The following is a 14,007-nucleotide window of genomic DNA, read 5'->3' as shown; positions in this document are numbered from 1 at the left end:
CAGCTCCACTCCACAACCGGAGGCCTTCGCCGTCCTACAGATTCAGACCGTGTCGTCGCACAAACTCGACCAACCTGGCTGGGCAGTACAACTAGTCCGCAAGGTAGGGGAACTGGCGCTGTCTTCGGAGGGGGTCAAGGCGCTGGTCCAGCGCTCGGCCTTCCGTGCCGTTCAGGGCCGGCCGGCCGGGATCGAGGGAAGTATCGCGAAGCTCGTCGTGGCGGAGCACGCCCACCAGGTCGGCGACTACGCGTTCGAGCTTCTCGCCGAAGAAGCCGCCTTCGCGGACGGAACGGCTGAGGCCGGGGTCAACCTGTTCCTCCAGTGCCGGATGGCCACGATCGCGGGTGGCACCTCCGAGGTGCTGCGCAACCTTCTCGCGGAGCGCGCGCTCGGTCTTCCGCGCGAGCCGTAAGCCGAAGGCCGCGCGACCCTGCGGGGTCTTCGCCGGCTGTCTCCAGTCGTCCTTTCAGCACCAGGGAGTGCGTGTATGCAGTGCCCGAAGTTCGACGGGCTCGTGGTCAGGACCGAGCCCGGATGCGTGTACGTGACGATGAGCCGCCCCGCGTCGGGGAACTCCCTGACGCTGCAGAGCGCCGCGGAACTGCTCGATGCGGTGAGATATGCGGCGGATGCGGGCGCCAAGGTCCTCGTACTCTCGGGTGACGAGCGTTCGTGGTGCGTGGGCGGGGACATACGCGAGTTCGACCGAGTACCGGATCGTCGCACCTACATCGACGACCTGGCCGAAGCCCTGCACCGGGTGGTGAGTGAACTGATCCGCATGGACGCCGTCGTCGTCGCGGCCGTCGACGGCGTCGCCGCAGGTGCCGGCATGCCGTTGGCGGCGGCCGCCGACATCCTGGTGGCGAGCGAGCGCGCCCGCTTCACGCTCGGCTACACGAAGATCGGTCTGACCCCGAACGGGGGAACGACCCTGCTCACCTCGACACTCGGTCTGCACCGAACGCTGTACCAGGCCCTGATGAACCCGATCCTGACGGCCGCCCAAGCACAGGAACTCGGCCTGGTGGCGCGAGTCGCTCCCGCCGAAGACTTCGCCGACGCCGTCAAGGAAGTCGTCACGGTCCTGCGGGCCGGACCGGCCGAAGCCATGGCTGCCACCAAGCACCTCATCAGGAACAGGGCCATCGCCGACGCCGAGGCCGCTCTCAGACAGGAAAGCCTGGCGGTCCGCCACGCGGCCGCGGCCGAAGAGGCCGCCGAAGGAATCGCCGCGTTCCTGAACAAGCGCCGACCGCAATACCTCTGACGCCCTCACCGCGCCTTGCCTACCTTGTTATCGGGTTGGTGGCAAGGTGAGGTCGGCTCCGACAAGCATTCGATGATCTGCTTCGCCGCGACAGCGAGATCAAGGAGGAGAGAGACGTGGTCGCCAGCGTCGTCGAGCCCATCGGTGCCTTCCTTCCTCGGCGTGTCAGCAACGCGGTCCGCACACCACGGGGGTGAGGCACCCGACGGCCTCCGACTGGGTCTCCCGCCCGCACATGCTGCACGCTCGCGCGGGCCGTACTCGTCATGACCGATCTCCTTGCTGTCGGTTGCCGCACCGGTGGCCCGGGCGGGTGAGTGCAACACCCCAGGTGGCAGGCTAGCTGGCAGGCTTTCGCGGTGGCGTGGCAGGGATGTTGCCGGCTGCGGTCACCTGCGTCGAGCGAGCAGATCGGTGACCAGAGCGAGTGGAAGCCAGGTGAGGCGGCCGTGGCGGGCGATGGCGTCGGCCCGCAAGGCCACCTGAAGCCTGTGAGCGGCATCAGGCGGACCTGAGGGAAGGTCGGCGTGCCGACCGGCAGCAGTCCCACGCCGAGCCCTGCGGTGATCACGCCCTGTACCAGGTCGAGGCTGTCGGCCTGGTGGGTGCTGCGGAATGTGAACCCGGCCATCGAGACCAGCGTCCGGACCGTTTCGTCGGCGGTGTTGCGGGAGTTGACGATCCAGTCGTGCGCACGGAAGCGGGCGAAGACTCTCAGCGTGTCCGTCGTCTCGGGCACATCGGCTTGGGCGGGGACGCCCAGGCCCAACGGGGCTGTCCACAGTGCGGTGCTGTGCACCGCGGGATCGGGATCGGCCGGGCCAGGTCGTAGTCGTAGGTCAGGGACAGGTCCGTCTCGTCCGCGGCCAGCAGTTGCAGGGCTTCAGCGGGTTCGTGCTCGCATACCAGGATGTGCAGCGGCGACAAGTTCCCGCCAGCGTCATCGACTGCTTCATCTGCGGCCCCGAGAACGAGCGAGAGGCCCGCGGCAGTCAGTCTTGAGACGCGCCCGCGTCCACGGAACCGGGATGCGGCAGGAGCTGGGGCCTTGCCGTACATACCGCAACTCATGATCACCGAGTAGTCGCCGTCCTCCGCGGGGCGGAGCATGTCGGCGTAGAGGCGCGAGCCGTTGTTCAGCAGACACAGCTACCTCGGTGGCGTACCTCGAAGATGCCAGTGCCGTTCAGGGCGGCGAGCGGCGAGCGGCGATGGGGACCTCGGTGTGCGCCTGGATCTCCTCGTCCTCACGGCCGCTGTCGTATCTCTGCCGACCCCAGCCTGGGCAGATGGGTCTACCCAGGGCGGCCGCGCGAGAGCCGTTCAGCGCGAGGCAGGCATGAATTCGGCTTGTGGTCGGCCGAGGTGCTGGGCGAGCTCGGCGGTGGTGGTTGCGGTATCACGATGGGTGATGCCGGCCATCCCCAGACGCTCTGCCGCGACGATGTTCTGCTTCAGATCGTCGATCATGACGGCCTCAGTCGGGTGGCAGCCCAGCCGGTCGCAGGCTGTTTGGTAGAGGCGGCGCGAGGGTTTGCGGACTCCTTCCCGGCGGGAGATGGTGACGCTGTCGAACAGTGAGTCGAGGTCCCAGCCGGCGTAGGTGTCGGAGCCGAAGGAGTTTGAGATCAGGCCGACGCGGATGCCGTGAGCTCTCACAATGTTGACGAGGGTGACCATCGATTCGTTCCGGCGCAGCCGTTTCTGGATGCGTGCCACCAGATCCCGAGGTTCCACTGTCGCGCCGTGCAGTTCGAGCCGGGCTGCGAAGCCGGTCTCGAACTCCTCGGTGCTGAGGTGGCCTTCTTCGTGGGCGCTCAGCAGTTTGCGTGACCGTTCGTCCTCGGTGAGGAGGCGCAGGGGCAGATCGCGGTCATGGCATTCTTCCTCGCCGAAGGCCCGGAACGCATCGAGCACGCTCGTCGTGAGGACGCCGCCGAAGTCGATCAGCACTGCTTGGCGAAAGGTCCGCAGGGTTGGGGCGGCGTGGTGGCGGGTCATCGCGCGGCCAGCCCGGGGAGTCGGGGCTTGCGGCCCTCGAGGTAGCTCGTCACGCCTTCGACGACGTCCGGGCCCAGGAGGGATTCCTGCATGAGGTCATCGGCGCGGGCCACGGCTGTCGCGAAGTCGGTGTCCAAGGAGCTGTGGACCTGCTGTTTGATGACGCTCATCGCCCAGGGGGAGCTGAGTTCTGCCAGCTCTTGCGCGTAGGCGACAGCAGCGTCCACGAGGTTTTGCGCGGGCACAACGCGGTCGACCAGTCCGATGGCCAGCGCCTCGTCCCCGCGCACCACGCGGGCGGACAGCAGCAGGTCGAGCGCGCGGCTGGGGCCCACGAGGCGAGGCAGGATCCACGCGGCGCCGTACTCGGCGATGAGCCCTCTGCGGGCGAAGGCGGTGGTGAACTTGGCGTCGGATGTGGAGAAGCGGATGTCGCAGAACAGGGCCTCGACGAGTCCGAGTCCGGCGGCGGCCCCGTTGACTGCGGCCACCATGGGCTTGCGGATGGTGAGGGGGAATTCGCGAGGGCGGGGGCGGGCCGGAAGGCCGGAGTCGTCGAGTTCGTCCACGCGCTGGAGGTCGGTCATGTCCGCGCCCGCGCAGAATCCCCGGCCGGCCCCGGTGACGACGATGGCCCGCACGTCCGGGTCCGCCTCGGCTTCGTCGAGCAGGGCGAAGTAGCGGTTCTCAAGGTCGTTGTTCCACGCGTTGAGCTTGTCCGGGCGGTTGAACGTCAGCAGCAGGACGGCCCCGTGCCGCTGCGAGAGAACAAGGTCCTCGTTCGGAAGTGGTGAAGTCTGCGACATGGTGCTCTGCCCTTTCGGATGCGGTTTCGCCCCGGTGGTCACGGGAAGTTCAGAGGGAGGCGTCGTCAGCGATGGCGTGGGCGTAGCTGACGAGCGAGGTGATGACGTCGCGTGTGGGGATGCCGGTGCGCGCGCGGTCGGCGGGGGTGTCGAGGGAGCGGCGTAGTACCCCTTCGGCGATGATCGCGATCTTCCACAGGCCCAGGACGTGCCAGAAGCCCACATCTGAGGTGTCTCGTCCGGTGGTGGTCGCGTACTGGTCGACCAGTGCGGTCCGGCTGGGGAATCCGGGCAGGGTGGAGGCGGAGGTCCTGTCGCTGATCTCCGATTCGCCGTGTGCGGGCCAGTAGGCCAGCAGGGTGCCGACATCGGCCAGCGGGTTTCCCAGTGTGCTGAGTTCCCAGTCGAGGACGCCGACGATCGCGCCGTGGTCGGTGATGACGTTCTTGATGTGGAAATCGCCGTGCACGAGGGTCGTTTCCTCTCGGGCGGGCATGGCCCGTTCCAGTCGCCGGGTGAGGCTGTCGAGCGCTGGAAGTTCGCCGGTTCTGGACGCCTGCCACTGGCGGTTCCAGCGCTTCAGCTGGCGCGGGGCGTAGGGCTCGTGGCTGGCGAGGTCCTGAAGGCGCGCTTCTTCGAGGTCGACGGCGTGGACGCGTCCGAGAGTGGCGGCCATGTCCAGTCCGATCGAGGCGCGTTCGCGATCGGGGTCCGTGCGGCTGTGTCCATGTCGTCGATGACCACGCCGTTGAGGTGTTCCATCAGCACCCATGACACACCGGCGGCGTCGTGCCTGGTCCCGTGGATGCGCGGGACGGGCACGGCGCTGCCCGAGAGTGCGTCGATGATGCGGGCTTCGCGCAGGACGTCGTGGGCCGAGGCCAGGAGCGTTCCCGACGGCGGTCGGCGCAGGACCAGGTGCGGCCGGCGCGGTCCTCGATCCGGTACGTCAGGTTGGAAAGGCCCGCACCGATGCGCCGGGCCGCGAGGGGAGGGGAGACCTGCAGGCCACAGGAGGCGAGCCAGTCGGTGGCCCAGTCGGTATCGACGGGCTGCGGAGACGCTGGGCGGGCGACGGGCATGCTCGGGCCTTCCGAGAGATCAACAGCGGGGGTTGTGGGCGCGATCGTCGAGGCGGTACCTTCCTGCAACATATCAGCGAATGTTGCAACCTTGCTAGGTAACCGAACAGGAAGTTCGACATGGACACCACTGGCTTGTTCTCACTGGAGGGCCGCACCGCCCTGGTCACCGGCGGCTCCCGCGGCATCGGCAGGATGATCGCCGAGGGCTTTCTGGCTCAGGGGGCCCGCGTCTACATCACCGCCCGCAAGGCGGAGGCGTGCGACGCCGCAGCCCGGGAGCTCTCGGAGCTGGGGGAGTGCCATTCACTCCCCGGCGACGTGTCGAGTGTGCGGGGGAACAATGAGCTCGTGGCCAGGTACGCGGAGCGCGAGTCGGCTCTGGACGTGCTGGTGAACAACGCGGGCGCAGCGTGGGCCGCCCCGTTCGACGAGTTCCCCGAGTCCGGCTGGGACAAGGTGATGGACCTCAACGTCAAGGGTCTGTTCTTCCTGACCCAGGCACTGAAGCCGTTCCTGGTGCGGTCGGCCGGCGCGTACCTTGCGAAGGTCATCAACATCGCGTCGGTGGACGGGATCGCGCTCAACCCGGGCGAGACCTACTCGTACCACGCGAGCAAGGCCGGTGTGATCCACCTGACGCGGAGGATGGCGCTCGAACTCGTCAAGAGCGGGATCGTCGTCAGCGCCATCGCGCCGGGCGCTTTCGCCTCCGAGATGAACCGTGCCGCCCGGGACCACGCCGAGGAGGTGATCGGCTACATTCCGTCCCGGCGCATCGGCGAGCCGGAGGACATGGCCGCCGCGGCGATCTACCTGGCCTCCCGCGCGGGCGACTACGTGCTGGGATCCACCGTCATCGTCGACGGCGGAGCCTCCATCGCATAGCGAGGCCCCGCGCGGGCCCGGCGGGTACGAGGAGCTGTGGTGTGGTCTTCGTACCCGTCCTGGTTCTGTGTACGCCCCGGTCGTGGGCGTGGAGTCTTCTACCGGGCCGGGGACGTGGTCAGGAGAGCGGCGATCGCCGCACCGACCTTGGTGGAGTCCGGTTCCTCGCCGGTGATGATGTCGGCGTAGATGAAGGACTCGATGATCCGCACGATGAGGTAGGCCAGGTCGTGCAGGTCCATCGGCGGGAACTCGTGCCCGCCCTCCCGCTCCTGCTGCAGCAGGTTCTGGAAGTTCTCCACGATGTGCTGCTGCAGCGGGCTGGCCTTGGTGGTGGTCAGGCGCAGTGAGCGTTCCGGCTCGCGCTGCATGAACGCCCGGTAGTACGAGGCATCGATGATCTTCTGCGCGTAGATCTCGGCGATCCGCGCGACGCGAGCGCCTCCGCTGCCGTTCGCCGCCTCGGCGGCCTTCTTGATGGTGGGGTCGGCCAGCGTCGTGAGGATGTTGACGACCAGGGTGTCGCGATTGCCCACCCACCGGAAGAGTGTCGTACGGTCCACGCCGAGCTCGGCGGCGAGATCCTGCATGTCCAGGCGGTCACCGTTGACGAACTTCTTCAGGGCGAGGCTGAACGCCTCGCGTGCGCCGGGCCGCGCCACCGGTCTTCCCGCCTCTTGTTTCGCAGTCACAACCGGAGTATAGGGAGGGGCCGGTACGTCATGGCGCCTGCTCCGGCGGGGAAGCCGGCTGCCGGAACCGGTCGGTGTCGATGGTCCGCTTCAGAATCTTCCCGCTGGGCCCTTTGGGCAGGGACTCGACAAACCTGACGAGACGCGGGATCTTGTAGGCTGACATCCTCTCGCGTGCCCACTCGGTGATCTCGGGCCCGGTGACGGACGCCGACTGGTCCAGGACGATCGCGGCGGCGACCTCCTGGCCGTAGTGCTCGTCCGGTACGCCGACGACGGCCGCCTCGACGATGTGCGGGTGCTCGTAGAGGATCTCCTCGACCTCGCCGGGGTAGACGTTGTACCCGCCCCGGATGATCAGGTCCTTAAGGCGGTCGACGATGAAGAGATCACCGTCCTGGTCGACCATGCCGAGGTCGCCTGTCCGCAGCCAGCCATCGCTCAGGGCCTGCGCGGTCGCTTCGGGGCGCCGCCAGTACCCCTTCATGACCGAGGGGCCGCTGATGTGAATCTCGCCGACATCTCCCGGACCGAGAGGCAACCCCTTCTCGCAACGGACCTCCACCGACGTCCGGGGCACCGGCCGACCCGCCGAGCCTGACTTCCTGATTCCTCCCTGGTCGTTGAAGGTTCCCTGGGAGGTCGTCTCGGTCAGCCCGTACCCTTCGAGCAGCTCGCACCCGAAACGGCTCTCGAACGCGTGGGCCACCGGCGTGGGGAGCGGGGCGCCGCCGGAGACAGCGAGACGGATACTGCCGAATCCGCTCCCTTCCTCGCCCCTGGATGAACGCAGCATGGCGTTCCACATGGTCGGTACGCCGGCGACGATGGTGAGCCGGTGCGTGCGGATGGCGTCGATCATGGCCTCGGGGCTGAAGGGCGCCACCAGGCACAGGGAGCTCCCTGCGGTGAGCGAGGCCATCATCACCGAGATCTGGCCGAAGATGTGGAACAGCGGCAGCCCGGTGCCGATCCGGTCGTCCGCTGTTCCATGGCTGCACTCCACCGAGATCTGGGCGGCGGACAAGATGTTCGCGACCGTGAGTTCGGCGCCCTTGGGGCGACCGGTGGTGCCCGACGTGTACAAGATCGCCGCGGTGTCGTCGGGGTCCCGATCGGTGGGGGGCGCGAGCGGCAGATCCTCCCACATGCCATGCACGAGAGTGACGACAGGCAGCCGGTGCGTATCCGCCGCTTTCCGGGCGGATACGGACGCCTCGTGCCAGGCGATGATCAGTGAGGCCTGCGCGTCGCGCACGACGTAACTGACTTCTTCGCTCGTCGACATGGTGTTCATCGGCACGACGACACAGCCCGCTGCCTGGATGCCTAGGTAGGCCACGACGTAGGCCGGCACCGACGGTGCGATGAGAACGACCCGCTCCCCGGCTGCGACGCCCTGGGCGTCGAGGATCGAGGCGAAACGCAGGCTCGATTCGAGGAGCCCTTCGTAGCTGACGTGCTCGCCGGCGTCCCTGACGGCGACGCTCCCGGGGGCTGCATCGGCGCGGAGGCGGACGGGGTCCAGCAGGCTCACCATGGCAGGTTTCTCCTTCGGCGCGGCGAGGGCCGGGCGCTCGCTTGGGAGCGGACGGCGGCGGAGTGTCCGCGCAGTGTTCATGTGATTGTCGCGGGGACGTGTCCAGGCTATTGACGCTTGCAACATTCGACCATACGTTGCATCGTGACCCGCGTCACAGTGCTCTCGCGTGCTGTGAAAGGGCAGGTCAGTGGTCTCTCGCCGTTCACGCCAGGGAGTTCAGCCATGCCAGATGTAGTCGACGGAGAATGCGACGCGCGGCTCGAGGAAGTGAGAGAGCTTCTCAACGAGAACATCGCCTACGGGAAAGAGGTAGGTGTTTCGCTTGCGGTTGACCTTCGGGGAGAGTCGGTCCTGGATCTGTGGGGCGGCCACCGGGATGCGGCGAAGACGATGGAGTGGACGCGGGACACGATTGTCAACGTTTGGTCGTCGACGAAGATGGTCACCAATCTGGCCGCGCTGATGCTCGCGGACCGCGGACTGCTCGACGTCCATGCCCCTGTTGCACGCTACTGGCCGGAGTTCGCCGCCCAGGGCAAGAGCCACATCGAGGTGCGTCATCTGATGTCGCACACCTCCGGTCTCTCGGGCTGGGACGGGCCCGTGGTGACGGAGGATCTGTACGACCTGCCAGGTGCCACGGCCCGGCTGGCACGCCAGGTCCCGTGGTGGCCGCCCGGTACGGCTTCTGGGTACCACTCCAACAGTCAGGGCCATCTCATCGGGGAGCTGGTGCGGCGCGTCTCGGGACTGTCGCTGACCGAGTTCATCCGGACGGAGATCGCTGCCCCGCTGGGCGCTGATTTCCAGATCGGTGTGCGCCCTGATGACGACGCGAGGGTCGCCGAGATCATCCCGCCACCGCCGTACGCCTTCGACTTTGCTGCGGCCGACCCCGACGACATCATGGTCAAGACTTTCGCCCGCCCTCTCATCGACGCGGCGACGGCCAACACGCGCGCATGGCGGCGCGCGGAACTCGGGGCCGTCAACGGGCACGGCAACGCCCGATCTCTCAGCCGGATCCTGTCGGCCGTCTCCGCCGGCGGTTCGGTCGGCGGAGTGCGTCTGCTCCGCCCGTCGACCATCGATCTGATCTTCGAGGAGCAAGCGCACGGCGTCGACCTGGTCCTGGGGCTCCCCATGCGGTGGGGCATCGGCTACGCACGGTCCGAGCCGCAGTCGCTGCCCTACATCGACCAAGGGCGTACGTGTTTCTGGGGCGGTTGGGGTGGATCGCTGACCGTCATGCATCCCGATCGCGGCCTGACGATCTCCTACGTCATGAACCAGATGTCGGCCGGAGTCATCGGGTCGGAGCGCTCGGCCGAGTACGTCACGGCCATCTACCAGGCTCTGGGGTGAGCGGCGGGGCGGCCCGACCAGGTGCGGGCGGACCGCCCCTGGCGTTCAGGCAAGCTCGAAGAGGCCGGCGGCGCCCATGCCGCCGCCAATGCACATCGACACGACGGCGAATTGCTCGCCGCGACGTCGTGCCTCCAACAGGGCGTGCCCCACGGCCCGGGCGCCTGTCATGCCGTAGGGGTGGCCGAGCGCGATCGCGCCGCCGTTGACGTTGCACTTCTCGGGATCGATCTCCAGGGCGTCCCGGCAGTAGACCGCCTGGGACGCGAAAGCCTCATTGAGCTCCCACACGCCGATGTCGCCGACTGTGAGCCCGTGCCGCTCCAGCAGCTTCGGAACGGCGGCAACGGGCCCCACTCCCATCTCCTCGGGATCGCACCCGGTGACGGCCAGCCCGCAGTAGTAGCCCAGCGGCTCCAGGCCCAGGGCGGCTGCGTAGTCGCTGTCCATGAGGATCGAGGCCGAGGCGCCGTCCGACAGCTGGGATGCGTTGCCGGCCGTCACCGACGGAGCGCCGCCCGCCTCGTCAGGCGACAGCACGGTCCGCAGCGCGGCCAGTCCCTCCGGTGTCGTAGCGCGGCGCAGCCCTTCGTCCTGGGTGATCGTGATCTCCACCTCGCGGGACTCGCCCGACTCGCGGTCCCTCTCGATCTTCACCACCGTCATGGGCGCGATCTCCGCGTCCATCAGCCCGGAATCCTGCGCTGCCGCGGCACGGCGATGGGACTCCGCGCCCGTCTCGTCCTGGCGCTCCCGACTGATCCCGTACCGCAAGGCGACGATCTCGGCGGTCCGCACCATCGGGTAGTACAAGCCGGCGACCCGCTCGTCCAGCCACGGATCGACCGCCCGGTAGCGGTTGTTGTGCTCGTTCTGGACCAGGGAGATCGACTCCACGCCTCCCCCGACAGCGACCTTGAGCCCGTCGACAAGGAGGCGCTGGGCGGCGATCGCGATCGCCATGAGTCCCGACGAGCACTGCCGGTCGACCGTCATCCCCGGCACGCTCGTCGGCATACCGGCCCGCAGCGCGGCCTGGCGAGCGACATTGAACCCCGTCGTGCCCTCCGGCACGGCACAACCCAGTACCACATCCTCCACCAGCGCGGCCTCGATTCCGGCCACGTCCAGCGCGTGGGAGATGGCATGCGCCGCCAGCTCCTGACCCTGCGTGTTGTTGAACGCTCCTCGATACGCCTTCCCGATCGGCGTCCGGGCCGTCGCCACGATCGCTGCTCTGCTCATCAGTTGTCCCCTCGTTGGCCCATGGCGTGTCGCCGTCGCCAATGATGCAACATTTCTCATAACGTTGCACGCGCGTGGTGATTGTTCTAGCCTCGGGCGAGTCCGACGGGCGGAAGCAGCGCTCGGTCCGGGCGCTCCTGACCACACAGCGGCGAGACCGAGCCGCGGACATCGCGAGGAACCCCATGGACATTCGCCCCTCCGAACGCGCATCGGACTACCAAAAGCGGCTGCAGATCTTCATGGACGAGTTCGTCTATCCCGCCGAGGCTGTGAGCGAGGAGCAGATGAAGTCATCCGGCGACCTGTTCCACCACCCGGCCGTGGTTGAGGACCTCAAGGCGGAAGCGCACCGGCAAGGGCTGTGGAACCTGTTCCTTCCCGAGTCAGATCTCGGCGCCGGGCTCACCAACGTCGAGTACGCCCCCCTCGCCGAGATCATGGGACGCAGCGCTCACCTGGCCCCGGAGGCGACCAACTGCAACGCGCCGGACACCGGCAACATCGAGGTGCTGGCCCGCTTTGGCACACCCGAGCAGAAGGAGAAGTGGCTGCGGCCGCTGCTCGACGGTGAGATCGCCTCTGCGTTCGCCATGACAGAGCCGGCCGTCGCGAGCTCCGACGCCACGAACATCGAACTGAGCATGATCCGCGACGGCGACGCATACGTTCTCAACGGCCGCAAGTGGTGGGCGTCCAACGCGATGCACCCGATGTGCCAGATCCTCATCGTGATGGGCAAGACCGACCCGACCGGGCCCAAGCACCGCCAGCAGAGCATGATGCTCGTCCCCGTCGACACCCCCGGCGTGACCCTGGTGCGATCCCTGCCCACCTTCGGCTACATGGATCGCGAAGGCCACGCCGAGATCCTCTTCGAGAACGCACGGGTGCCCGCCGACAACATCATCTCGGGCGAAGGCGACGGGTTCCTCATCAGCCAGGCGCGACTGGGCCCCGGCCGCATCCACCACTGCATGCGGTCCATCGGCATGGCCGAACGCGCCCTGGACCTGATGATCGACCGTGCGCAGACCCGCACCACCTTCGGGCAACCGCTGGCACTGCGCAGCAACATCCAGGACTGGATCGCCGAGTCACGCATCGACCTGGAAATGGCCCGCCTGCTGACAATGAAGGCGGCCTGGCTGATGGACACCGTGGGCAACAAGGGAGCACGCGTCGAGATCGCCGCCATCAAGGTCGCCGCCCCCACCATCGCCGCCCGGATCATCGACCGCGCTATCCAGGTCTTCGGAGCGGCCGGCATGTCCAACGACACCCCCCTCGCCGAGATGTACGTCCACCAGCGGCACCTGCGGATCGCCGACGGCCCGGACGAAGTGCACAAGCGCACCATCGCCGCAGCCGAACTCCGCCGCCGCGACCCCGACTTCGCCCTCACCTCACGCTGACACACCCACACCGCAGCACCTCCGGACAAAGCGCCCTTCGACAAGTGGGACCGGCCGTACGGAATCGTCCGGGGCGTCGGTGATCAGCGTTGCCCAGGTCTGCGGTGGTGGCTGAGTTCGGCACCTCCGTCGCACAGCTACGCCGACCCCAGGTCCTACTTGGCCGAGGTCGGCGTAGCTGTTCGCGGGCACCCGGTGGGAGCGTGGAGCGCTGCGAGCCATCGCCAGGGGCTCACCTTGAGACCGCCCGTCGCCGATGATCTCCAGGCGGGCAATCTCTGGCGTCGCGCCCGTGCGTCTCGCACTCGTGCGTCCTTACGATGCGGACGCCAGACTCGCAGCCGCTCAGATGGGATACACGCCGGCCCGGTGGTGAGGCCCTGGCGCGACAGGAAGGACCGTTACAACGCCGGCGGGCGAACCGGCACAGCGGAGAGCACCGTCATGCCTTGACGACACCCGCTGCGATGATGTCTTCGATCACGCGGTCGAGTTTGCTTTTCGCTCGGGACAAGTCCTGGATGCGCTCGGCGATGCGGTCCCGCTCGGTGGTGAGCTGGCCGAGCATGTCGGGAGTCGCGGTGCCGGTGCTCACGCACGGCAGCAACTCGACGACGGTCCGGCTGGAGAGGCCGGCGGCGAAAAGATCCTGAATGAGCTGGACGCGGTCCAGGGCGTCCTCGGAGTAGTCGCGCTGCCCGCCGGGCGTCCGTGTCGACTCCAGAAGTTCCTGCTCCTCGTAGTAGCGCAAGGCGCGCACGCTGACTCCCGAGCGCTTGGCGAGCTGTCCGATACGCATGACCCAGATCACTTCCCTTCCGCTTGCACCTCACGTTGACGTCAGGTTTTAGCCTAGCAATACCGCCGAAGTACACGCGGGATTCACGGGCCGGCCTGACCTGCTTCCGGCCGCATCGAAAGGACACCTGTATGAACGTCTCCGGAGCGACAGCGCTGGTGACCGGCGCGAACCGCGGGATCGGACGTCACTTCGCCGCGCAGCTTGCCGAGCGGGGCGCGAAGGTCTACGCGACTGCCCGGCGCCCCGGCAGTATCGACCTGCCGGGCGTGGAAGTCCTGCAGCTCGACATCACCGACCCGGCCTCGATCGAGGCCGCCGCAGCGGCGGCCACCGACGTCGATCTGCTGGTGAACAACGCCGGGATCTCCACGGGCACCAACCTCCTGGGCAGCGAGCTCGACGACATCCGGCGCGAGATGGACACGCACCTGTGGGGCACCCTCAACATGGTCCGCGCCTTCGCCCCCGTCCTGGCCGCCAACGCCGGAGGCGCGATCGTGAACGTCCTGTCGGCCCTGTCGTGGTTCTCCTACGACGGCAGCAACGCCTATGCGGTGGCCAAGGCGGCGGAGTGGAGCATGACCAACGGCATCCGCCTGGAGCTGGCCGCCCAGAACACGCTCGTCACGGGCGTCGTCCTTGGAGCGGCCGACACCGACATCATGGCCGGCGCCGACTACGACGGCCCCCTCACCGACCCCGCCGCCGTCGCCCGTGCCGCACTCGACGGCGTCGAGAAGAACCTCATCGAGGTCGTCGTCGACCAGTGGAGCGCCCACGTCAAAGCATCCCTGGCCAACGACCCCGCCGACTTCTACCAGCAGCTGCTCGCCACCTGACCTCACCCTGAACGCACGCCACTCCACCTGCGGCCAGCACCATCACACCGAAACCC

Annotated in this window: 14 protein-coding genes and 1 pseudogene; 6 read left to right on the top strand and 9 right to left on the bottom strand. The window is 67.8% G+C overall.

All coding sequences use genetic code 11. The annotated features are described in order from the left end of the window. The coding region (locus ACFCZF_RS34020) for an acyl-CoA dehydrogenase family protein (RefSeq protein WP_376674917.1) at positions 1-415 on the top strand (415 nt) is incomplete at its 5' end. A 75-nt stretch (positions 416-490) separates the two neighbouring features. After that, positions 491-1,273, top strand: coding sequence for an enoyl-CoA hydratase/isomerase family protein (locus tag ACFCZF_RS34015; RefSeq protein ID WP_376674916.1), 783 nt, complete (start codon positions 491-493; stop codon positions 1,271-1,273). A gap of 19 nt (positions 1,274-1,292) precedes the next feature. Here ACFCZF_RS34015 and ACFCZF_RS34010 read toward each other — a convergent pair whose 3' ends face one another. From ACFCZF_RS34010 to ACFCZF_RS33990, 5 genes and pseudogenes are all read right to left on the bottom strand, one after another. After that, positions 1,293-2,072, bottom strand: coding sequence for a hypothetical protein (locus ACFCZF_RS34010; RefSeq protein WP_376674915.1), 780 nt, complete (start codon positions 2,070-2,072; stop codon positions 1,293-1,295). Positions 2,073-2,596: 524 nt separating this feature from the next. Beyond that, positions 2,597-3,226 carry an HAD family hydrolase gene (locus tag ACFCZF_RS34005; protein WP_376674914.1) on the bottom strand — a complete coding sequence of 210 codons (630 nt, stop codon included), beginning with the start codon at positions 3,224-3,226 and terminating at the stop codon, positions 2,597-2,599. Positions 3,227-3,270: 44 nt separating this feature from the next. After that, positions 3,271-4,080, bottom strand: coding sequence for an enoyl-CoA hydratase-related protein (locus ACFCZF_RS34000; protein ID WP_376674913.1), 810 nt, complete (start codon positions 4,078-4,080; stop codon positions 3,271-3,273). 49 nt (positions 4,081-4,129) lie between these two features. Further along, positions 4,130-4,852, bottom strand: coding sequence for a phosphotransferase family protein (locus ACFCZF_RS33995; protein ID WP_376674912.1), 723 nt, complete (start codon positions 4,850-4,852; stop codon positions 4,130-4,132). Beyond that, positions 4,840-4,998: pseudogene (locus tag ACFCZF_RS33990) on the bottom strand (phosphotransferase); the annotation flags it as partial. The pseudogene ACFCZF_RS33990 and the gene ACFCZF_RS33995, both read right to left, overlap by 13 nt. A gap of 284 nt (positions 4,999-5,282) precedes the next feature. Here ACFCZF_RS33990 and ACFCZF_RS33985 point away from each other — a divergent pair. Further along, positions 5,283-6,050: an SDR family oxidoreductase gene (locus ACFCZF_RS33985; RefSeq protein WP_376674911.1), complete on the top strand. Its 768-nt coding sequence runs from the start codon at positions 5,283-5,285 to the stop codon at positions 6,048-6,050. Positions 6,051-6,148: 98 nt separating this feature from the next. Here ACFCZF_RS33985 and ACFCZF_RS33980 read toward each other — a convergent pair whose 3' ends face one another. Further along, positions 6,149-6,742, bottom strand: a complete 594-nt coding sequence (locus ACFCZF_RS33980) for a QsdR family transcriptional regulator (RefSeq protein WP_376674910.1) — start codon at positions 6,740-6,742, stop codon at positions 6,149-6,151. A gap of 28 nt (positions 6,743-6,770) precedes the next feature. Further along, a complete protein-coding gene (locus ACFCZF_RS33975) occupies positions 6,771-8,282 on the bottom strand; it encodes an AMP-binding protein (protein WP_376674909.1) in 1,512 nt (503 codons plus the stop codon). Positions 8,283-8,426: 144 nt separating this feature from the next. On the opposite strand from ACFCZF_RS33975, the gene ACFCZF_RS33970 reads away from it, so the two are divergent. Further along, a complete protein-coding gene (locus ACFCZF_RS33970; RefSeq protein ID WP_376674908.1) occupies positions 8,427-9,650 on the top strand; it encodes a serine hydrolase domain-containing protein in 1,224 nt (407 codons plus the stop codon). Positions 9,651-9,695: 45 nt separating this feature from the next. Here ACFCZF_RS33970 and ACFCZF_RS33965 read toward each other — a convergent pair whose 3' ends face one another. Further along, positions 9,696-10,895 carry an acetyl-CoA C-acyltransferase gene (locus ACFCZF_RS33965; protein ID WP_376674907.1) on the bottom strand — a complete coding sequence of 400 codons (1,200 nt, stop codon included), beginning with the start codon at positions 10,893-10,895 and terminating at the stop codon, positions 9,696-9,698. Between the two features lie 185 nt (positions 10,896-11,080). On the opposite strand from ACFCZF_RS33965, the gene ACFCZF_RS33960 reads away from it, so the two are divergent. Continuing rightward, a complete protein-coding gene (locus tag ACFCZF_RS33960; protein ID WP_376674906.1) occupies positions 11,081-12,310 on the top strand; it encodes an acyl-CoA dehydrogenase family protein in 1,230 nt (409 codons plus the stop codon). A gap of 442 nt (positions 12,311-12,752) precedes the next feature. Here the strand turns inward: ACFCZF_RS33960 and ACFCZF_RS33955 are convergent, their stop codons facing one another. Further along, on the bottom strand, positions 12,753-13,109 hold the full coding sequence (locus ACFCZF_RS33955) for a MerR family transcriptional regulator (protein WP_376674905.1): 357 nt from the start codon (positions 13,107-13,109) through the stop codon (positions 12,753-12,755). Between the two features lie 131 nt (positions 13,110-13,240). Between ACFCZF_RS33955 and ACFCZF_RS33950 the strand changes: the two genes are divergently transcribed. Continuing rightward, positions 13,241-13,951 carry an SDR family oxidoreductase gene (locus tag ACFCZF_RS33950; RefSeq protein WP_376674904.1) on the top strand — a complete coding sequence of 237 codons (711 nt, stop codon included), beginning with the start codon at positions 13,241-13,243 and terminating at the stop codon, positions 13,949-13,951. Positions 13,952-14,007: the final 56 nt, after the last annotated feature.

Origin of the sequence: Streptomyces sp. NPDC056296, from assembly GCF_042268605.1 — a bacterium.
In the GTDB taxonomy this organism is placed as follows: Bacteria; Actinomycetota; Actinomycetes; order Streptomycetales; family Streptomycetaceae; genus Streptomyces.
The sequence above is the reverse complement of the archived record's forward strand: the minus strand, read 5'-3'. Positions and strand labels throughout refer to the sequence as shown.